This window comes from uncultured Brevundimonas sp. (assembly GCF_937870815.1).
Taxonomy (GTDB): domain Bacteria; phylum Pseudomonadota; class Alphaproteobacteria; order Caulobacterales; family Caulobacteraceae; genus Brevundimonas.
In genome coordinates this window covers 1-19,032 of record NZ_CALMZS010000175.1, presented here as the reverse complement: position 1 = coordinate 19,032, position 19,032 = coordinate 1, and the positions used below count along the sequence as shown (strand labels likewise).

At 72.4% G+C, this 19,032-nt stretch carries 22 protein-coding genes; 12 read left to right on the top strand and 10 right to left on the bottom strand.

What is annotated here, in order from left to right; genetic code table 11:
• The first annotated feature begins 320 nt into the window (after positions 1-320).
• The 8 genes from Q0588_RS11520 to Q0588_RS11485 all read left to right on the top strand — a co-directional run bounded on the left by Q0588_RS11520 (position 321) and on the right by Q0588_RS11485 (position 7,464).
• Positions 321-3,521 carry a YdbH domain-containing protein gene (locus tag Q0588_RS11520; RefSeq protein WP_298746182.1) on the top strand — a complete coding sequence of 1,067 codons (3,201 nt, stop codon included), beginning with the start codon at positions 321-323 and terminating at the stop codon, positions 3,519-3,521.
• 81 nt (positions 3,522-3,602) lie between these two features.
• Positions 3,603-3,791 (top strand): YnbE family lipoprotein, encoded by a 189-nt coding sequence (locus tag Q0588_RS11515; protein ID WP_298746180.1) that lies wholly within the window; start codon positions 3,603-3,605, stop codon positions 3,789-3,791.
• Positions 3,791-4,171 carry a DUF1318 domain-containing protein gene (locus tag Q0588_RS11510; protein ID WP_298746178.1) on the top strand — a complete coding sequence of 127 codons (381 nt, stop codon included), beginning with the start codon at positions 3,791-3,793 and terminating at the stop codon, positions 4,169-4,171. The genes Q0588_RS11515 and Q0588_RS11510 overlap by 1 nt, the downstream gene beginning before the upstream one ends.
• 97 nt (positions 4,172-4,268) lie before the next feature.
• Entirely contained in the window at positions 4,269-4,409 is a 141-nt protein-coding gene (locus Q0588_RS11505) for a hypothetical protein (protein ID WP_298746176.1), read from the top strand.
• Positions 4,410-4,508: 99 nt separating this feature from the next.
• The gene (locus tag Q0588_RS11500) at positions 4,509-5,558 is read left to right on the top strand and encodes a sensor histidine kinase (RefSeq protein WP_298746174.1); all 1,050 of its coding nucleotides are present in this window, start codon (positions 4,509-4,511) and stop codon (positions 5,556-5,558) included.
• Positions 5,559-5,747: 189 nt separating this feature from the next.
• A complete protein-coding gene (locus Q0588_RS11495; RefSeq protein WP_298746172.1) occupies positions 5,748-6,020 on the top strand; it encodes a hypothetical protein in 273 nt (90 codons plus the stop codon).
• A gap of 31 nt (positions 6,021-6,051) precedes the next feature.
• Positions 6,052-6,864, top strand: coding sequence for a tryptophan 2,3-dioxygenase (locus Q0588_RS11490; protein WP_298746170.1), 813 nt, complete (start codon positions 6,052-6,054; stop codon positions 6,862-6,864).
• A 114-nt stretch (positions 6,865-6,978) separates the two neighbouring features.
• Positions 6,979-7,464 (top strand): PA2169 family four-helix-bundle protein, encoded by a 486-nt coding sequence (locus Q0588_RS11485; protein WP_298746168.1) that lies wholly within the window; start codon positions 6,979-6,981, stop codon positions 7,462-7,464.
• A 67-nt stretch (positions 7,465-7,531) separates the two neighbouring features.
• Here Q0588_RS11485 and rplS read toward each other — a convergent pair whose 3' ends face one another.
• The 6 genes from rplS to Q0588_RS11455 form a co-directional block, all read right to left on the bottom strand.
• Complete coding sequence (rplS, locus tag Q0588_RS11480) at positions 7,532-7,963, bottom strand: 50S ribosomal protein L19 (RefSeq protein WP_298746166.1); 432 nt, start codon at positions 7,961-7,963, stop codon at positions 7,532-7,534.
• 1 nt (position 7,964) lies between these two features.
• Positions 7,965-8,720: a tRNA (guanosine(37)-N1)-methyltransferase TrmD gene (gene trmD, locus Q0588_RS11475; protein WP_298746164.1), complete on the bottom strand. Its 756-nt coding sequence runs from the start codon at positions 8,718-8,720 to the stop codon at positions 7,965-7,967.
• A 39-nt stretch (positions 8,721-8,759) separates the two neighbouring features.
• Positions 8,760-9,176, bottom strand: a complete 417-nt coding sequence (locus Q0588_RS11470) for a GNAT family N-acetyltransferase (RefSeq protein WP_298746162.1) — start codon at positions 9,174-9,176, stop codon at positions 8,760-8,762.
• A complete protein-coding gene (locus tag Q0588_RS11465; protein WP_298746160.1) occupies positions 9,173-11,038 on the bottom strand; it encodes a DUF885 family protein in 1,866 nt (621 codons plus the stop codon). Before Q0588_RS11465 ends, Q0588_RS11470 begins: the two co-directional genes overlap by 4 nt.
• A 91-nt stretch (positions 11,039-11,129) precedes the next feature.
• Positions 11,130-11,741: a DUF6655 family protein gene (locus Q0588_RS11460; RefSeq protein ID WP_298746158.1), complete on the bottom strand. Its 612-nt coding sequence runs from the start codon at positions 11,739-11,741 to the stop codon at positions 11,130-11,132.
• Positions 11,742-11,751: 10 nt separating this feature from the next.
• Complete coding sequence (locus tag Q0588_RS11455; protein WP_298746155.1) at positions 11,752-12,192, bottom strand: VOC family protein; 441 nt, start codon at positions 12,190-12,192, stop codon at positions 11,752-11,754.
• A 153-nt stretch (positions 12,193-12,345) separates the two neighbouring features.
• Here Q0588_RS11455 and Q0588_RS11450 point away from each other — a divergent pair, with 153 nt between their 5' ends.
• The 3 genes from Q0588_RS11450 (at position 12,346) to Q0588_RS11440 (ending at position 14,159) form a co-directional block, all read left to right on the top strand.
• Positions 12,346-12,921, top strand: a complete 576-nt coding sequence (locus Q0588_RS11450) for a YqaA family protein (RefSeq protein WP_298746153.1) — start codon at positions 12,346-12,348, stop codon at positions 12,919-12,921.
• 112 nt (positions 12,922-13,033) lie between these two features.
• Positions 13,034-13,576, top strand: a complete 543-nt coding sequence (locus Q0588_RS11445) for a disulfide bond formation protein B (protein WP_298746150.1) — start codon at positions 13,034-13,036, stop codon at positions 13,574-13,576.
• Positions 13,554-14,159, top strand: a complete 606-nt coding sequence (locus Q0588_RS11440; protein WP_298746148.1) for a demethoxyubiquinone hydroxylase family protein — start codon at positions 13,554-13,556, stop codon at positions 14,157-14,159. Before Q0588_RS11445 ends, Q0588_RS11440 begins: the two co-directional genes overlap by 23 nt.
• Here the strand turns inward: Q0588_RS11440 and Q0588_RS11435 are convergent.
• Genes Q0588_RS11435 through Q0588_RS11425 form a run of 3 tightly spaced genes read right to left on the bottom strand, consistent with a single transcriptional unit; the run spans position 14,137 to position 17,244 of the window.
• Entirely contained in the window at positions 14,137-15,114 is a 978-nt protein-coding gene (locus Q0588_RS11435; protein WP_298746146.1) for an esterase-like activity of phytase family protein, read from the bottom strand. The genes Q0588_RS11440 and Q0588_RS11435 overlap by 23 nt on opposite strands.
• Entirely contained in the window at positions 15,111-16,982 is a 1,872-nt protein-coding gene (cobT, locus tag Q0588_RS11430) for a cobaltochelatase subunit CobT (protein ID WP_298746144.1), read from the bottom strand. Before cobT ends, Q0588_RS11435 begins: the two co-directional genes overlap by 4 nt.
• A 22-nt stretch (positions 16,983-17,004) precedes the next feature.
• A complete protein-coding gene (locus Q0588_RS11425; RefSeq protein WP_298746142.1) occupies positions 17,005-17,244 on the bottom strand; it encodes a zinc-finger domain-containing protein in 240 nt (79 codons plus the stop codon).
• 290 nt (positions 17,245-17,534) lie between these two features.
• Between Q0588_RS11425 and Q0588_RS11420 the strand changes: the two genes are divergently transcribed.
• A complete protein-coding gene (locus tag Q0588_RS11420) occupies positions 17,535-18,512 on the top strand; it encodes an ABC transporter ATP-binding protein (protein ID WP_298746140.1) in 978 nt (325 codons plus the stop codon).
• Between the two features lie 100 nt (positions 18,513-18,612).
• Here the strand turns inward: Q0588_RS11420 and Q0588_RS11415 are convergent, their stop codons facing one another.
• Entirely contained in the window at positions 18,613-18,987 is a 375-nt protein-coding gene (locus Q0588_RS11415; RefSeq protein WP_298746137.1) for a Tat pathway signal protein, read from the bottom strand.
• Positions 18,988-19,032 lie beyond the last annotated feature (45 nt).

The window sequence follows — 19,032 nt, the reverse complement described above, 5'->3', positions numbered from 1 at the left end:
AAGAATCGCGCCTGAAGAAGCCCCCTGCGCGAGACAGGCGGTATAACCCGTCGATCCCATCATGGGAAGCGAGTTCGTTACAGACCGTTAACCGGCGCCGTTTCCAACGGTAATGCCTGGGGTCGGCGTCAGCTTATCGCCGGGAGCGAACAGTGTATTGACGGCGTTTCGCTGAAATATTCCGGATCACCCCCGTCCGTCGCTCGTGTCGTCGCCGTCCCTGCATTCAAGGTGGCCGATGGGCCACTATACTGTGTTTTCCTAGTCACGACCACTGTGCTGTCGCCGGAGTCCCTTTTGTTCATCGCCCAGGTTCCAGCATGAGCGGATCCGTTCCCGCGCCGGCCCCGCCGCCCGGCCGCCGCGGCGCCGGCCGGCGCGTCCTGCTCGGCCTCGGCGTGGCGCTGTGCGTGCTGCTGCTGCTGTTCGGCCTGCTCTATCTGAACCGCCGGGCGGCGACGCGCCAGATCCTCATCGGCTGGCTGGAGCGGCAGGGCGTCCCCGCCGACATGGAGATCGAGCGGGTCGAGCTCGACGGCGTCGTCGCCCGCATCCGCGTCGGCGACCCGCGCAACCCCGACGCCGTGGTCGAGCGGGTCGAGGTCGACTACGCCATCGGCGCGCCGTGGTCGAAGGCCGGGCTCGGCGTCACCCCCAGCCGTATCCGCCTGGTGCGCCCGGTGCTGCGCGCCTCGTTCCGGGACGGCGCGTTCTCGCTCGGCAGTCTCGATCCGCTGGTCGAGCGGTTCACCGGCCGGCCGCCGCGGCCCGACGCGCGCGGGCCGCTGGTGCTGGTCGAGCAGGGCCGGCTCCGGCTCGACACCGAATATGGTCCCGTCGCGGTCCTCGGCGACGCCCGCATCGACGACGGCAAGCTCATCCGGCTCAGCGCCCGGATGCCCGCGGCCGACCTGAAGAGCGGCGGGATCGAGGCCCGGGCCCTGGCGGCGACCCTGGCCCTGACCACCGTCGGCGACCGCGTCGCCGTGCAGGCCGCGGCCTCGGCCGACCACGCGGCCCTGCCGGGGTTCGCGGGGTCCGGCGCCCGCTTCACCCTGACCGGCCGGCTGCCCTACCCCGATCTGGTGCAGCGGCGCGGCGACGGCCGGGTCCGTCTCGAGATCGGCCTGGTGGCCGACCGCCTCGCCGCCGGAGACCTGGCCGCCCGCCGGGCCGCGGCCGAGGTCGTCTTCGACGGCCGGACCACGGGCTGGCTCCAGGCCTTCCGCATCGACGGCGAGGCCGACGCCGACCTCAGGGCCGCCCGGCTGGACGCCCCCGGCCTGGACGCCGCCGCCGCCGCCCTGCGCTGGTCCGGCGCCCGGGCGGCGGTCGTGCGGAACGAGGCCGGCCTCGGCTGGCGCATCGACGGTCCGGCGCGGATCGCCGCCGCCCGCGCCTCGGGGGCCGGGCTGGACGGCGCGGGCGTGGCCCTGACCTCGCGCCGGCTGACCGCCGGCGGCCGCGGCGGCGCCTTCGAGGTCACCGGTCCGCTGGCCCTGGCCGCCGACCGGCTCGACTGGGGCGATCTGTCGCTGGCCGGGGCCCGGGGCGCGGTCGATCTCGAACTGGTCTCCGACGCCGGCCCGCGCCTGCGCGCCCGCGTCGGGCTGCGCGCCCCGCGCGGGGCCTGGCCGCTGTTCGGCCGCCCGGCCCCCGGCGACGGCCCCGACCTGGTCGAGATGAAGCGCGCCCTCGCCGCCTTCGCGGTCGACATTCCCGCCTTCACCCTGATGTCCGGCGAGGGCGGAACCCGGGTGACCCTCGACCGTCCGGCGACCCTGCGTCCGGCCAACGGCGGCGTCCTGACCGTCCGGCCGGCGGCCGGGCCGATCTTCGCCGCGGCCCGCGGCCGGCCGGGCGGCGGGGCCCTCGCCCTGACCGCCTCCCGCGGACGCGGCCTGCCCGAGGCGGCCTTCGACATATCGGCCTGGCGCCGGACGCCGGGCGGCTTCATCGCCGACCTCGACGGCCGCGCCGCCCTCGATTTCGAGCTGGCCCGCGGCGTCGCCCTGGACACCCGCGGCCGGCTGACCTCGTCCGGCGGCGGCCTCGTCTACGTCGCGGCCGGCTGCACCCCGCTGACCGTCGAGCGGCTCGAGCTGGGCGAGAACGACGTCGTCGACCTGTCGGGCCGGGCCTGCCCGACCGACCGTCCGCTGGTCAGCGTCGCCGGCGGACGCTGGCGGGCCGACGGCGCCCTGGCCGGGGTCGACGCCGCCGTCCCCTTCCTCGCCCTCAAGGTCCGCGACGCCCGGGGACGGTTCGCGGCCACCGGCGGCCCGGCCGGCCTGGGCCTCGACACCCGGGTCGGCCGGGCCGTCGTCGAGGACGCCACGACGCCGCGACGCTTCAATCCGCTGGCGGCGTCCGGATCGGCCCGGCTGGCCGGCGGCGACTGGACCGGCGTCTTCGACCTGGCGTATGGCGAAACGACGCTGGGCCGTCTCGACCTGGTTCACGACGGCCCGTCCGGCGCCGGCGGCCTGACCATCGACGCCCCGTCGATGGTCTTCGCCGGGGACGGGCTGCAGCCGGCCGATCTCAGCCCCCTGGCGGCGGACTTCGTCGGCTCGCCGGCGACCGGCTCCGTCGCCTTCGAGGGCCGCGTCGACTGGCGCGCCGGCGCCGAGGGCGCGAGCTCGGGCCGCCTGACCATTCCGGACCTCGACTTCGTCAGCCCGGCCGGGCCGGTGAAGGGGCTCCGCGGGACGATCGACTTCGTCAACCTCGCGCCGCTGGTCACGGCGCCGGGCCAGCGCCTCACCGCCGACGTCCTCGAGTCCGTCGCGCCGCTGACCGACATCGAACTGACCTTCGGTCTCGACAAGGGGGCGGTGACCGTCGAGGGGGGCGATCTGACCGTCGCCGGCGGTCTGGTGCGCATCGAGCCCTTCGCCCTGCCGCTGGACCGCAGCCGGCCGTTCAGCGGCGTCATCGTGCTGGAGAACGTCCAGCTGGGCCAGATCATCGCCGGCTCCGGCTTTGGCGACAGGGTGAGGCTGGACGCGGTGGTTTCGGGGCGGCTGCCCTTCACCTCCGATCCGGTGGCGGGCATCCGCATCTCGGCCGGGACGCTCGCCGCAGTCCAGCCCGGCCGGCTGTCGATCCAGCGCGAGGCCCTCAGCGGCCTCCAGGCCGGCGGCGGCGGCGAGGATGTGCCGCCGAGCCTGGTGCAGGACCTGGCCTACCAGGCGATGGAGAACCTGTCGTTCGACATCCTCACGGCCGCGGTCAACAGTCTCGACGGGGGCCGCATCGGCGTGCTGTTCCGCATCCGCGGCCGCCACGATCCGCCCGAGCGGCAGGAGCTGCGGATCAGCATCGCCGAATTCGCGAGCCGGGAATTCCTCAACCGCGAACTGCCCCTGCCGTCGGGCACCGGCATCGATCTGACGCTCGACACCACGCTCAACCTGAACCAGCTGGTCGGCGACCTTCTCGAGCTGAACCGGGCCCGCGACGGCCGGCCCTCGCCCGGGGCCTCCGCCGCGTCCCGCGGTCCGGGGCCGGGCCCTTGATCGCGCCGCGGCGACCGTTCAGAACCCGTTCACCCCGCGGGGCGTTACATCGCCGCGGATCAACACCGGAGACTCCCCGCCATGACCCGGACGCGCGCCCGCCTCGCCCTGATCGGCTTCGTCGTCGCCGTCGGCGCGGGCGCCTGTACGCCCACGGTCCGGCTCCAGGTCGATCCGATCCAGATCTACGCCAAGCTGGACGCCGACGTCCGCGTCCGTCTCGACAAGGAGCTTCAGGACCTCCTCGCCGAGAACCCGAACCTGTTCTGATGCGAAAGCCGCCTCCGATGTCCTTCCGCAAGCTCTTCGTCGTCGCCGCCGCCGTCGCCGCCCTCGGCGTGGCCGCCGGCGCCGCCTTCGCGCAGACCGCGCAGCAGAAGGCGATGATCGACGCGGCCAAGGCCCAGGGGACCGTCGGCGAGCAGGCCGACGGCTATCTCGGCTTCCGCCAGGCCTCGTCCGATCCGGCCCTGACCGAGGCCGTGACGACGACCAACAACGCCCGCCGCGAGGCCTACGCCCGCAGAGCCCAGGCGGCCGGAACCACGGCCGACGTCGCCGCCGCCCGGGCCTTCGAAACCATCGTCCTGCCGCGCATCAGCTCCGGCCAGTGGTACCGCAACGCCCAGGGCCAGTGGGTCAGGCGCTAGCGTACGGACCCTTTGCCCTCCTCCGGGGTTCCTCCATCGGCTGGCGCCGCCGGCCGCCACGGGAACCCGGATGCGAACCGCCTCACAATGTATGACCATGGCCGCGCGAATGGACGGCTATGCCGCGCGCGAGGCTCTGCCCGGCATGCGCGCCGAGTGGGTCGCCATGGCCTCGTACTGGCGCGGACTGGCCCATCAGGCGGACTGGCAGGACCGATACCGCGCCCGCTCCTCCTAGGTCGGCCTCCGACTTAATTTCTCATCGCCGGTCCATTTGTGCTAGAATTGTTCCGCTGGCCGCCCTTCCGCGCGCCGGCGCCGGACGGCTCCCGTCGCCATGCCGACCACGATCCCCGCGATCCAGGATGCCCGGACGCTCGCCGCGGCGATCGTCGACACCATCCATGAGCCGCTGATCGTGCTCGACGGCGGCCTGCGGGTCCTCGCCGCGAGCCGGGCCTTCTACGAGATCTTCAGGGTCGATCCCGGGCACACCATGGGGCGCCGGCTTTACGACCTGGGCGACGGCCAGTGGAACATCCCGGCCCTGCGCCTGCTGCTCGAGACCATCATTCCCGAAAAGACCGCCATGGACGGGTTTGAGGTCGACCACGACTTTCCCGGGGTCGGCCGCCGCACCATGCTGCTCAACGCGCGCAAGGTGATCTCCGAAACCAGCGCCGACAGCACCATCCTGCTGGCCTTCACCGACGTCACCGCCCGCCGCGCGGTGGAGCGCGACCTGGCCGACCTGCTCGAACACACCGAAGAACTGCTGCGCCAGAAACAGGTTCTCCTGCAGGAGATGCAGCACCGCGTCGCCAACAGCCTGCAGATCATCGCCAGCATCCTGCTGATCAAGGCCCGCGCCGTGACCTCCGAGGAAACCCGCCTGCACCTCAGGGACGCGCACCAGCGGGTCCTCTCGGTCGCCGAGGTTCAGTCCCATCTCCACGCCTCCGGCGACCTCGACCAGATCGAGGTCGGCCCCTACCTGACCAAGCTGTGCGCCAGCCTCGCCGCCTCGATGATAGGCGACAGCCATCCGATCGTCCTGCGGGTGGAGGCGGATCACGGCCTCATCGGTTCGGACAAGGCCGTCAGCATGGGCCTGATCGTCACCGAACTGGTCATCAACGCCATCAAATACGCCTTCCCCGAGCCGCGCGCCGACGCCGTGATCCTGGTCCGCTTCGAGAGCGCGGGGGAGGGATGGCTCCTGGCGGTCACCGACAACGGCGTCGGCGCCCTGGAGGCCGCCGCGCCCCTCGTCCACGGCGGCCTCGGCACGGCCATCGTCGAGGCTCTGGTGAAGCAACTGGACGCCCGCATGCAGGTGGAATCGGCCGCGGGCATGGCGGTCTCCATCCGCCACGCCGGGGCCTGAGGCGCCTGCGGCCGGCCGGGCCTCGACACCCCCCGCCCCGCCCATCTCCGCGTACGGAAGATTCGATAGCTGATCGCCCAGGGCCAGGGGTCTGATCATCGGCCCCGGCGCCCCCGGGCGGGCGGCTGGAGCGAAGATCCGGGTTTGGACGCGATCGCGTCCAAACCGATTTCGCTCTAGTCTGGAGCCATGCCCCGTCCCGTGCTCCGCCTGATCGGCAACCTCCTCATCGCCGGGGGCGTCGCCGGCGCCGGCGCCCTCGGCATCGGCGTGGCCTGGGCGGCCATCGGCGGCGGCGACCTGCCGGCGCACGGCTGGATCGCGCTGCTGCTGGGCGTGTTCGGCGCCGTCTTTCTGGCCTGGGGGCTGATGTCCCTGGCCTTCAAGTCGGACCGCGAGGGCTGGGACGACCGCGTCGACAACCGCTTCGACCCCGGCGCCGGCGACGACCACGAACCTTGAGCGGACGCGCCGGTCGCGCGATAGGACCTGTATGAGCGACACCAGCGAACCGCGGCCCTCGACGATCACCTATGCCGGCTATCTCGCCCTCGACGACCTGCTCGCCGCCCAGCATCCGCTGTCGGACGAGCATGACGAGATGCTGTTCGTCATCATCCACCAGACCAAGGAGCTGTGGCTCAAGCAGATCCTGCACGAGGTGGCGCTGGCGCAAGGCCTCGTCCGCGCCGGCGACCTGGTGCCGGCCTACAAGAGCCTGGCCCGGGTCAGCCGCATCCAGGCGGTGATGACGATGAGCTGGGACATTCTCGCCACCATGACGCCGGCGGAATACCTGCGCTTCCGCGGCGCGCTCGGCACGTCCTCCGGCTTCCAGAGCGACCAGTTCCGCCGCTTCGAATACATGCTGGGGCTCAAGGACGAGCGCTTCCTGCACTTCCACGCGGAGCGGCCCGAGGCCCATGCGGCGCTGACGGCGGCGCTGGAGGCGCCCAGCCTCTATGACGACGCCCTCGCCCAGCTCGCCGCCGCCGGCCTGCCTGTGCCCGTCGGGGTGCTGAACCGCGACGTCAGCCGGCCCCATGAGCCGTCCGAGGGGGTCGAGTCGGCCTGGCTGGAGGTCTATCGCGACCCCGACCGCTGGTGGCCGCTGTATCAACTGGCCGAGAAGCTGGTCGATCTCGACGACGCCCTGCTGACCTGGCGCCACAAGCATGTGGTCACCGTCGAGCGCATCATCGGCCGCCGCCGCGGCACCGGCGGCACCGAGGGCGTGGCCTATCTGACCGAGACCCTGCAGCGCCGCTGCTTCCCCGAGCTGTGGTCGCTGCGCACCAGACTCTGAGGCCGCCGGACGCCCGCCCGGCTCCCCGGCCGCGACGGGTTCGACCGGGCCGGTCGGCAACCAACAAGGCTACGCTGGGGTTTAACCGGGACAGCCTCCCGCGAGGATCCCGCCATGTCCAACGCCAACCGCCACGACATCCACGTCCTGAACAACCTGATCCAGACCGCCATCGACAGCGCCGACGGCTATCGCGAGGCCTCGACCGAGGCCGACGACCCCGGTCGCCGCGACCTGTTCGGTCGGCGCAGCTTCGAGCGTCGCCAGGTCGCCGAGGAGCTCCAGTCCACCGTCCGCGCCCTCGGCGGCGACCCGGCCGCCGAGGGCTCGATCCTGGCCAAGGCCCAGCGCGCCTTCGCCGACATCCGCCACGCCCTGATGCGCGACGAGGCCAGCAGGGTCGGGGTGGTGGAAGGCGCCGACGAGGCCGTCCGCGCCCGTTTCGAAAAGGCGCTGGAGGACAGCCAGATCTCGGCCACTACCCGCGAGACCATCCGCCGCGCCTTCGCCCGCGTCAGCAGCGGCCGCGACGACCTCCACGACCTGCGCCACAGCCTCGAGGGCCAGCGCGACGCGAGCAACCGGCTGTATCCGCATTAGGAAGGGCGCACGAAAAAGGCCCCGGCGTCTCCGCCGGGGCCTGGTCATTTCTCGACCGTGAAGCGCCTTACGCTTCGGTGTCGGCGGCCGGGGTCTCGGCCTTGCCGGTCTCCGGCACCACCACGCCCTTGGGCGCGCGCACGGTCTGCTTCTCGGCGATGCGGGCCGACTTGCCGCGGCGATCGCGCAGATAATAGAGCTTGGCGCGCCGGACCACGCCGCGGCGCTTGACCTCGATGGACTCGATGTTCGGCGACAGGATCGGGAAGACCCGCTCCACGCCCTCGCCGAAGGAGATCTTCCGGACGGTGAAATTCTCGTTCACGCCGCCGCCGGCGCGGGCGATGCAGACGCCCTCGAAGGCCTGGACGCGCTCGCGCTCGCCTTCCTTGATGCGCACGTTGACGCGCAGGGTGTCGCCGGGCTGGAAGGCCGGGATGGCGCGCTTCTCGATCAGGCGGGCCTTCTCCTCGGCCGCCAGGGTCTGCAGGATGTTCATTCTATTCTCCTCGAGCTTTGCCGCTCTTTACCTGTGATTTGGCGGGCTCAAGTCCCGCATGGGTCGTCTTGTCCAGATGCGCCGTCCAGAGGTCTGGCCGCCGTTCCCGGGTCGTCACTCGCCGCTGCTCTTCGCGCCATTGTGCGACCTTCTTGTGGTCGCCCGACAGAAGCACCTCGGGTATCTCCAGCCCCTCGAACGTCCGCGGTCGCGTGTACTGCGGATGCTCCAGAAGACCGTCCTCGAAACTCTCGCTACTCAAACTGTCCGCCTGGCCGAGGACGCCGGGAAGCAGCCTTACGCACGCCTCGATCACCACCATGGCCGCCGCCTCGCCGCCGGCGAGCACCGCGTCCCCGACGGAGACCTCCTCGAACCCGCGGGCGTCGAGCACCCGCTGGTCCACCCCCTCGAACCGGCCGCACAGGACGGTGATCCCGTCCGCCCGGGCCCATTCCCTGACGCGCGCCTGGGTCAAGGGCCGACCCCGGGCGCTCATGTACAAAAGCGGCCGCCGCGGTCCGGATACGCTGTCCAGCGCCCTCGCCACCACGTCCGCCCTGAGCACGGCTCCCGGGCCGCCACCCGCGGGGGTGTCGTCCAGGAAGCCGCGCCTATCCTCGCTGAAGCCCCGGATGTCAAGGGTTTCGAGGCTCCACAGCCCCTTCTCGCGCCAGGCCGTGCCGATCAGCGACACGCCGAGCGGCCCCGGAAAGGCCTCGGGAAACATGGTCAGGACGGTGACGGCGAAGGGCATGGCGGGGCGCTCATACAGCAAACCCGCGCGAAATGCGCCTCAGGGGATGACCATCTGCATCCCGACGCCGCCCGGCGCGGTCAGGGTGAAGCCGTACTGGGCATAGAGCCGGTGCGCCTCGCCGTCGGCGATCAGGGCGACATGGGCCCGCGACGGCGCCGCCTCGCGCAGCCGCTCCACGAGGGCGGCCATGATGGCCTTGCCGAGGCCGCGGCCTTGGTGCGCCGGCTCGACCGCGATGTCGACGACCATGAAGAACAGGCCGCCGTCGCCGATCACCCGGCCCATGCCGACGGCATCGCCATCACGGCGGACGACCACCGAATGCCAGCTGTTGGCCAGGCCCTTGGCCGCGCCCTCCGGGCTCTTCCGGCTCAGCCCCGCGGCGACGCGCAGCCGCAGATACTCTTCATCCGAAGGGGTCTCCGCGCCCAGCCGATACTCCTCCGGGATCATGCCGCCGGCGCCCCGCCCCCTTCCGCGATCCAGCCGTCCACCCGATCCTCCAGCACGTCCAGCGGCGTCGAGCCGGAGCCCAGCACCACGGCGTGGAAGTCCCTGACGTCGAAGCGGTCGCCCAGCGCCGCCTCGGCCCGCCGCCGCAGCTCCATGATCTTCAGCTCGCCGATCTTGTAGCTGGTCGCCTGCCCCGGATTGGTGATGTAGCGCTCGACCTCCTTGACGATGTCGCGCTCGCTCAGCAGCGAGTTCTCGCGGAAATAGTCGATGGCCTGCTCGCGGCTCCAGCGCTTCGAATGCAGCCCCGTGTCCGTGACCAGCCGCACCGCCCGCCACAGCTCGGTCGAGAGCCGGCCGAAGTCGGACCAGGGGTCCTGGTAGAAGCCCATCTCCTTGCCCAGCCGCTCGGCGTACAGGCCCCAGCCCTCGGCATAGGCACCGTAGCCGCCGAAGCGGCGGAACGACGGCAGGCCCTCCATCTCCTGGGCCCAGGCGATCTGGAAATGGTGGCCCGGCGCGCCCTCGTGATAGCTGATGCCCTCGATCTGGGGCTTCAGCACCTGGGTCATGTCCGACAGGTTGACGTAGTAGATGCCGGGCCGCGAGCCGTCCGGGGCCGGCGAGTTGTAGAAGGCGATCGAGGCGGTCGCCTCGCGCCACGGCTCCACCGCCCGCACCTCCAGGGCCGCCTCGGGCAGGTCGCTGAACCATTGCGGCGCCGCCGCCATCACCTGGGCGATGAAGGCGCGGCTGTCGGCCAGATACTGCGCCTTGCCCTCCGGCGTGTCCGGATACTGGAAGCGCGGATCGGTCTTCAGCAGGGCGAACATCTCCTGCAGCGAGCCCCCGAACCCGACCCGGTCCATGACCGCCTGCATCTCGCCGTGGATGCGCGCCACCTCGTCCAGGCCGATCTGGTGGATCTGGTCCGCGGTCAGTTCGGTGGTGGTCGAGAGTCGCAGCCGGGCGTTGTAATAGGCCTCGCCCTCGGGCAGCCGCCACACCCCGCCGTCGCGGTCCGGCATCGCCGCCGCCTGGGCCTGCACCTCGGCCAGCGCCGCCAGCACCTGTTCGTAGCCGCGCCGCCACTCGCCGGTCAGCGCCGCCCGGCCCTCGGCCAGCAGCCGCGCCCTGGTCGCCTCGTCCGCCTCCAGCGCCGCGACCTTCTTCTGCAGGTCGGCCCAGACCGGATTGTCGGCGCCTTCGTCGAACGGCGCCCCGGCGACGATGTTGCGGGTGTTGGCGATCGACGGCTCGAACACGAAATGGGGCGAGATCACCCCCGCCGCCGCCCGCTGGCGCAGCTCGGCCGCGATCTCGCCCATGAGCCGCTCGGAGTCCCTGAGGCGCGACACATAGGCCTCGGCGTCGGCGACGCTGTCGACCCGGTGGTTGTTGATCATGAACACCGGCAGGGCGGTGGTCGGATTGCCGTTGGCCGCGAACTGATAGCCCCAGTCGCGCCAGCGGTTCGACAGCCGGGCCTGTTCGACGCCGTATTCGAACAGCCGCCACGACATCCGGCTGTCGGCGCTCAGGGTCCGGGGATCGAACCGGTCGTTCAGCTGCGCCAGCTGCCGTTCCATCAGCGCCAGATTCCGCTCGGCCGCCGCGTCGGTGGCGTCGTCCAGCCTGCCGTAGTCGCGCTTGAGACCCAGGGTCGTCATCATCTGCGGCGACAGGGCGATCCGCTCCTGGAAGGCCTGTTCGAAGAAGGCCGCCAGCCGCGCGTCCTCGCTCTGCGCCGCCGGCCGGGCGTGGTGCTGCCCGTGGGCGGCGGGGCCGTCCTGGGCCGGCGCGGCCGTCGCGCCGGCCAGCCCGGCGACCGCGGCGAGGGTGGAGACGACCAGACGACGCATGAAGGACTCCCGGAAACTTCAGTCCCCGACCATCACCGCTCGCGCCGCGGCGCGCAAGTTACGGCGGCGTCATGTCTCCGGCCGCCCCTGATCAGAACTGACGCCAGCTGTCGCCCGGGTTGCGCTCGCCGGGATCGACGCGCTGCTGGCCCCAGGCGACGATCATCAGCAGCTTGTGGCTGCGGATGCGGAATTCGCCGGTCATCGGGGCGATGGCGCCCAGCGGGGCGCCGGTGCTGGGCTCGTAGAGGAAGCCGGAGAACTCGGCCACGCCGACCCGGTCGCGGCGGCTGTAGACCGACAGCTCCGGCATGGAGACGACATTGAAGCTGTCGTTGATCGGCACCCGCATCTCGGGCACCCCGAACACCCGGCGCATCTGCTCCAGCGACAGGCTGCCGGCGCGCAGCTCGAGCACGGCGGCGGCCTCCTGTTTCGACGGGGCCAGCGAATAGCCCGCCTCCGACAGGGCCGCGCGGACGGCGCTGATCGCATAGGGGGCGTTCTCGGCGCGGAAATAGGTGTCGTCGACGAACACCCGCGTGCCGACCGGGATCGGCAGGGTCAGGCCCTCGACGGCGCGGTCGGCGGCCCGCGCCACCAGCAGCTGTTCGGTCGCGGTGCGCGACGGATGGGTTTCGGAGGTCGAGGCGCAGGCGCCCAGCACCGGCAGGACGGCCAGCGCCAGGGCGGCGATCTTCACGGTTTTCAGCTTACCAGCTCCCGGTGTTGGGCATCGAGGCCCAGGGCTCGGCGGGCGGCCGCGGCGCGCCCTCCTGCAGCAGTTCGACGGAGATGCCGTCCGGCGAGCGGACGAAGGCCATGCGGCCGTCGCGGGGCGGGCGGTTGATGGTCACCCCGCCGTCCATCAGCCTCTGGCAGGCGGCGTAGATGTCGTCGACCCTGTAGGCCAGATGGCCGAAATTGCGGCCGCCGGGATAGGGCTGCGGGTCCCAGTTGAAGGTCAGTTCGACCTCCGGCGAGCGCTCGGCCTCCGCGCGCGCGCGGTCGCCCGGCGCGGCGAGGAACACCAGGGTGTAGCGCCCGGCCTCGTCCTCCATGCGGCGCGTCTCCTCCAGACCCAGCAGGTCGCCGTAGAAGCGCAGCGAGGCGTCGAGGTCCGTCACGCGGACCATGGTGTGCAGATAGCGCATGGTCTTTCCGGTCCCGGGGAGAGGCGGCCAGGGGCCTGTATAGCGGCGGATGGCCGTCCCGGCGACTCACGCCCTGTTTCGGCAGGTGCGCATCGCCGCGGCCCCTGCTAGAGCCAGAGGTCAGGCGCCCATGGGGCCTCCGCCGGGGATGGTATGTTCCGCAAGCTTTACGACTGGGTCTTCGCACTGGCCCGCAGCCGTCACGCCACCCCGGCCCTCGCCGTGATCTCGTTCGCCGAGAGCTCCTTCTTCCCCGTCCCGCCGGACGTGATGCTGGCGCCGATGATCCTCGCACGGCCCGACAGGGCCTATTTCTACGCCTTCGTCTGCACCGCCGCCTCGGTGCTGGGCGGCATCCTCGGCTACGCCATCGGCTACTATCTGACCGATCTGGGCCTCTGGCTGATGAGCGTGCTCGGTCATTCCGAGGGCCTGGCGGAATTTCAGCACTGGTTCGACCGCTGGGGCCTGGCGGTCATTCTGATCAAGGGGCTGACGCCGGTGCCCTACAAGCTGGTGACCATCGCCTCGGGTCTGGCCGCGTTCAGCTTCCCGGTCTTCGTCGCCGCCTCGGTGGCGACCCGCGGCGGGCGCTTCTTCCTTGAGGCCTGGATCCTGCGGCGCTGGGGTCCGGCCATGCTGGCCCAGGTCGAGAAGCGCCTCGCCCTGTGGAGCGTCATCGGCATCGTCGTGCTGGTCGGCGCCGTGGTGGCGGCGAAGCTGCTCTGAGTGGGCTCGGGAGCAGGGGCCGGGGGCTCGGGGCTTATGAGTCCGGAACCTGGCCCCTGGCCCCCCAGACCCTCATCGACGCCGCCCTCAAGCACGGCTATGAACAGCAGCGATGAGACGCCTGTATCGACTCCTGACGCGGTGGTGGACCGCCTTCGCCCTCGCCGCCTCGCTGGCGTTGCTCGGCGCCGCGCACGCCTTCGAGCGGTTCGCGGACCTGGCGCCCTGCAACCTGTGCCTGAAGCAGCGCGAGGTCTACTGGGGCGCGGTCGCCATCGCCCTCGTCGCCACCCTCTGGCATCTGGCCAGCCGCGGCAGCCGCGGCACCCCGCGCATCGCCGCCTTCCTGCTGGCGGTGGTGTTCACCACCGGGACGATCACGGCCCTGTTCCACATGGGCGGCGAGAACCACTGGTGGAGCCTGCCCGCGGCCTGCGCCGGCGGCGGCGACGTCGATCTCGAGAAGCTGGCCGCCCTCGCCTTCGGGGCGGGCCCGACTTCGCGGCCGGTGCTCTGCGACGCGGTGACGTGGCGCTTTCCGGCCGGCTGGGGCCTGTCGATGGCGGGCTGGAACGTGCTGATCTCGGCGGCGTTGGCCGGGCTCAGCCTGCTCGCCGCCAAGAGACCCAAGGATGCCCGTGCGCCCCGACCCTGAAACCGCGCCCGGGGGCCGGCCGGATCGCCCCGTGCGCCTGCCGCGCCCCGGCCGCGGCGCCAGCCGCCGCCGCCGGGCCGAGATCCTGCGGGTCGACCACGCCGGCGAATACGCCGCCGTCCACATCTACCGGGCCCAGCGGGCGGTGTTCGAGGGCCGGCCCGACAAGGCCGCCGTCGCCGCCGACATGGCCGGGATGCAGGCCCAGGAAGCCGTGCACCTGGCCCGCTTCGAGACCCTGCTGAACGCCGAGCGGGTCCGCCCCACGGTGATGACCCCGGTCTGGCGTCTGGCCGCCCTCGGCCTCGGGGCCGGCACGGCCCTGCTCGGCGAAAAGGCCGCCCACGCCTGCACCGAGGCGGTCGAGAGCGTCATCGAGGAACACTACGCCGGCCAGATCGCCGAACTGGCCGACCGCGACCCCGCCCTCGCCGCCGAGCTGACCCGGTTCCGCGACGAGGAACTGGCCCACCACGACCATGCCGTCGAGCACGGCAGCCGCGAGGCTCCGGGCTACGGCCTGCTTTCGGCGGTCATCAGGGCCGGCTGCCGCGCGGCCATCAAGGTGTCGGAGCGTATCTGACGTCGAACGCCAGCAGCAGGGTCCTCTGCCGCGGGCTGCCGTTGTCGTCCGACAGGATGTAGAGCCGCACCCCGTCGGCGCGGGCCAGCGCCGCGACACCCTCGAAATTGTCCACCGTCGACGGCAGGCTGAGTTCGATCAGGACCGGCCCCGGCGTCCCGTCCGCCGCCATGCGCCGCACCCGCGCCCGTACATCCACCGGCGGCCGGAAGCGCCGCTCGACCACCCAGAAGCCGTCGCCGCGCGGATCGCGGTCCATGCCGGTGATACGGTAGTCGCTGTCCGGGACCGGCTCGGCCGGCGGCTCGCGCACGGCCCGGCACCCGGTCGGCGCGCAGTCCCAGATCCCGCCCGATTCGCCGGCGACCCGCCATCCGCCGGGGGCGGCGGCGACGGCCTCCATGCCGGCGTTCAGCGGGAAATCCGCCTCGGGCGAGGCCAGGGGCGTCGGCCGGGCCGGGCGCTCCGGCGGGCCGTAGGCCCACAGCCGGTGCCGGCGCTCGAACGACACGGCCAGTCCGCCGTCGGCCTCGAGGAACAGGCCCTCGGCGTCGCCGTCCGCCTTGTCCGTGATCGGCGATCCGTCCGGCCGCGTCAGCCGGCGCCGGCGCAGCCCGTCCAGCCCCGCCAGCCGGCCCGACCGGTCGAGGCGCAGACGTCCGCGGACCAGGTCGCCGGAGTCGCTCACCGAGACGAAATCCTCCTCGTCGAGCAGCTTCAGGTCCGACAGGCCGTGCAGCGGCGAGTCGTCCTCGAGCACCAGCTGGACGCCGCCGGCGAAGCGCACGCCCGCGGCCAGCCTCGCCCCGCCCGGCACGCCCAGGCCGACCGGCCGCACCGCGGCTTCGGCGGCGGTCCATCCGGCCTCGGCCCCGGTCCAGACCGGGGCCGGAACGGCGGTGGCGCAGGCCGACAGCCACAGGGTCGCGGCCACGGCCGCCCAGGCGCGGCTCACGCCGCCCGCCGCCGCCGCCTCGGCGCCGCCTTCGGCTCGCTGTCGAATAGCTCGGCCAGCTTCTCGATCATCACCCCGCCCAGCTGTTCGACGTCGACGATGGTCACCGCCCGGCGGTACCAGCGGGTCACGTCATGGCCGATGCCGATGGCGATCAGCTCGACCGGCGAGCGCGCCTCGATGTCGGCGATCACCTGCCGCAGATGCCTGTCCAGATAGAGGGCGGCGTTGGCCGACTGGGTCGAGTCGTCGACCGGCGAGCCGTCGGAGATGACCATCAGGATGCGCCGCGCCTCGGGGCGGGCCCGCAGCCGGTCATGGGCCCAGCTCAGGGCCTCGCCGTCGATGTTCTCCTTCAGCAGCCCCTCGCGCATCATCAGGCCGAGGTTCTTCCTGGACCGCCGCCACGGCGAGTCGGCCGCCTTGTAGACGATGTGCCTCAGATCGTTCAGCCGCCCCGGATGGGCCGGCTTGCCGGCGCTGATCCAGGCCTCGCGCGCCTGGCCGCCCTTCCAGGCCCGGGTGGTGAAGCCGAGGATCTCGACCTTGACCCCGCAGCGCTCCAGCGTCCGGGCGAGGATGTCGGCGCACACCGCCGCCACCATGATCGGCCGCCCGCGCATCGATCCGGAATTGTCCAGCAGCAAGGTCACCACCGTGTCCCGGAACGGGCTCTCGCTCTCGGCCTTGAAGCTCAGCGGGCTGGTCGGGTCGGTGATGATCCGGGTCAGCCGGGCGGTGTCCAGCACCCCCTCCTCGAGGTCGAAGGTCCAGCTGCGGCTCTGCTGCGCCATCAATCTGCGTTGAAGCTTGTTGGCCAGCCGCGCCACCACCGACGACAGCGCCGTCAGCTGCTGGTCGAGCATCGCCCGCAGCCGCTCCAGCTCGTTGGGGTCGCACAGTTCGGCGGCGTCGATGGTCTCGTCATAGGCGGTGGTGAAGACCCGGTAGGCGTCGGGCGCCCGGGCGTCGCCGCCGTCCTCCTGCCGGTGGGGCAGGGCCCCCTCGTTGAGTTCGGCCCCCTCGTCCGAGGCGTCGCCGTCCGCATCGGCGGGCGCGCCGTCGGGGCGGCCGTCGCGCTCGTCGCCCGGGGTCCGGTCGTCGGCCGAGCCGTCCATCGACTGGCCCTCGCCGCCGCCGGCGTCGTCCTCCTCGTCCTGGTCGTCGGCGGAGTCCGGCTCCTGCGCGTCCGGCTCGTCCTCGCCGCTGTCGTCCGAAGGCTCGTCGCCGCGCCCGTCGCCGGGATCGAGGTCCAGCGCCCGCAGCACCTCCCTGAGCCGCGCCGCGAACAGGGCCTGGTCGTCGGCCGCCCCGGCCAGGGCGTCGATCCGCGCCCCGGCCCTGGCCTCCAGGTCGCCGCGCACCTGGTCCAGCAGCGCCCCGGCTCCGTCCGGCGCCCTCTGACCGGTCAGCCGCTCGCGCACCAGCAGGGCCACCGCCTCGTTCAGCGGGACCCGCCCGGCGGCGGCGGCGCGCAGCGCCCCGCTCCGCTCCAGCCGGGTCAGCAGCGCCGCGTCCATATTGGCCCGCACCCCGGCCAGGGAGCGCGAGCCGACCGCCTCGACCCGGGCCTGCTCGACCGCCTCGAAGACCTCGGCCGCCTGGCTGTCGGCGGGCCGCAGCCGGGCGTGCAGGGCCTCGTCGTGATTGGCCAGCCGCAGCGCCAGCCGGTCGGCCTGTCCGCGCAGGGCGGCGCTCTCCGTCCCGGACGGGTCGCGCGGCGGATGCGGCAGGGTCAGGACCCCGCCGACCAGCTTCGGCCCGTCGGAGCCGAACGACACCTCCAGCTCCGACTGCTCCGCCAGCGCCCGCGCCGCGTGGGCCAGCGCGCGCTTGAAGATTTCGGCGGGGGTCTCGGCGGAGGCCATGGCGTCCGGTCGGCCTTTCGCCTCAGTGCGCCTCGGGCGGCCGCGCGGCGGGGCTGAAATATTCGCTCCCGGGCTTCGGCGCCGACGACAGCACGAAGCGCCGGTCGCAATAGCCGCACTCGACGAAATCGTCCTCGCCCATGTCCATATAGACCAGCGGATGGCCGAGAACCCCGCCGCCGCCGTCGCAGGCCACGCGCCTGGTCGAGACGACGATCTCTTCCGGCGGCGGGATGATCGCATCGGGATGGCGGGGCGGCATGGTCGACCTTTTCAACGGGGAGGGCGCGTCGGCCGACTCCCTAGAGCGAAATCGGTTTGGACGCGATCGCGTCCAAACCCGGATCTTCGCTCCAGCCTTAGACTGGAGCCTGATTCACGGCATCGGCGGAATCGCGAAGCGAGTCCTCCTCAACCGATCAGGCTCTAGGCGGGGCGGCGCGCCGCGTCAAACCTCGCGCGCCCCCCGGGGAGGCGGGCCGGGGCCCGCCGGGGCTTGGCCGCGGGCGGTCGCGCGCCTACCTAGGCGGACCGCTCCCCCGAAAGCCGCCGATGACCGCTCCCGACGCCCCGCTCCCCGTCAACGCCATCGAGGTGCGCGGACTGGAGAAGACCTACGCCGGCACGAAAAAGGCCCCGCCGAAGGCCGCCCTGCGCGGCGTCGACCTGGTCATTCCGCGCGGCTCGATGTTCGGCCTGCTCGGCCCCAACGGGGCCGGCAAGTCGACCCTGATCAACATTCTGGCGGGGGTGGTCAACAAGACCGGCGGCACGGCCTCGATCTGGGGCCGCGACATCGACAGACAGCCGCGCGACGCCCGCGCCGCCCTCGGCGTGGTGCCGCAGGAGATCGTCGCCGACGTCTTCTTCACCCCGCGCGAGGCGCTCGAGGTCCAGGCCGGCTTCTACGGCGTGCCGGCCCACGAGCGCCGTTCCGACGAACTGCTGGCGGCGCTGGGCCTGTCGGACAAGGCCCACGCCTATGTCCGCGCCCTGTCCGGCGGCATGAAGCGGCGGCTGATGGTGGCCAAGGCCCTGGTCCACAATCCGCCCATCCTGATCCTCGACGAGCCCACCGCCGGGGTCGACGTCGAGCTGCGCCGCCAGCTCTGGGACTATGTCCGCCGGCTCAACGCCGGGGGCGTCACCATCCTGCTGACCACCCACTATCTGGAGGAGGCCCAGGAGCTCTGCGACACCATCGCCATCATGAACCGCGGCCAGGTGGTGGCCTGCGAGCCCACCCCCCAGCTGCTGCGCCGCCTCGACACCCGCAACGTCGTGGTCACCCCCGAGGGTGAGCTGGACGGCCTGCCGGCGCTGAAGGGGTTCGAGGCCGTCGCCCGTCCGGGCGGCGCCTTCGCCGTCACCTACAGGAAGGGCCAGTCGTCGGTCGAACAGGTGCTGGCCGCCGTGCGCGCCGCCGGCGTCACCATCGCCGACATCGTGACCGAGGACCCCGATCTGGAAGACGTCTTCCTGGCCCTGACCTACGGGGACGCGGGGCAGGGGGACCCGACGAAGGACTAGGGAGCAGGGAGCAGGCAACAGGCAACAGGAAGAAGCTCGCGACCAGGTCCAGGCTCGGCGCCCCCTGTTGCCTGTTGCCTGCTGCCTGCTGCCTGATGCCTCAGACCACCATCACCGTCCCGATCAGCAGTCGCGCGCCGGCTCGCCCCATCACCGTATTGGTCGCCGCCTGAAGCTGGGCCACCAGCCGCTCGACGTCCGGCGGGGCTCCCGGCAACAGCGCATTGGCCGCCTGCTGCACCACCGCCGCATAGGCCGCGCGCAGGCGCGGGGCCGACTGGGCGACCCGGGTGCGGAGGGCGGCGTCGGGGGTGTCCAGCCCGGTCTCGACCGTCATCACGCCCAGCCGCCCGCCCGGCCGCCTGACATTGGCGGTGATGGTCGGCAGGCGCAGATAGCTGTTCTGCGGCGCGCCCCCGCCGCCGCCGGTCTTGCGGGCGGTTTCCTTCAGTCCGAGCAGGGCGCGTCTGTCCATGCCGGGACGCTGGCACAGGGCGCTTAAGGCCCGGTTACGCCGCCG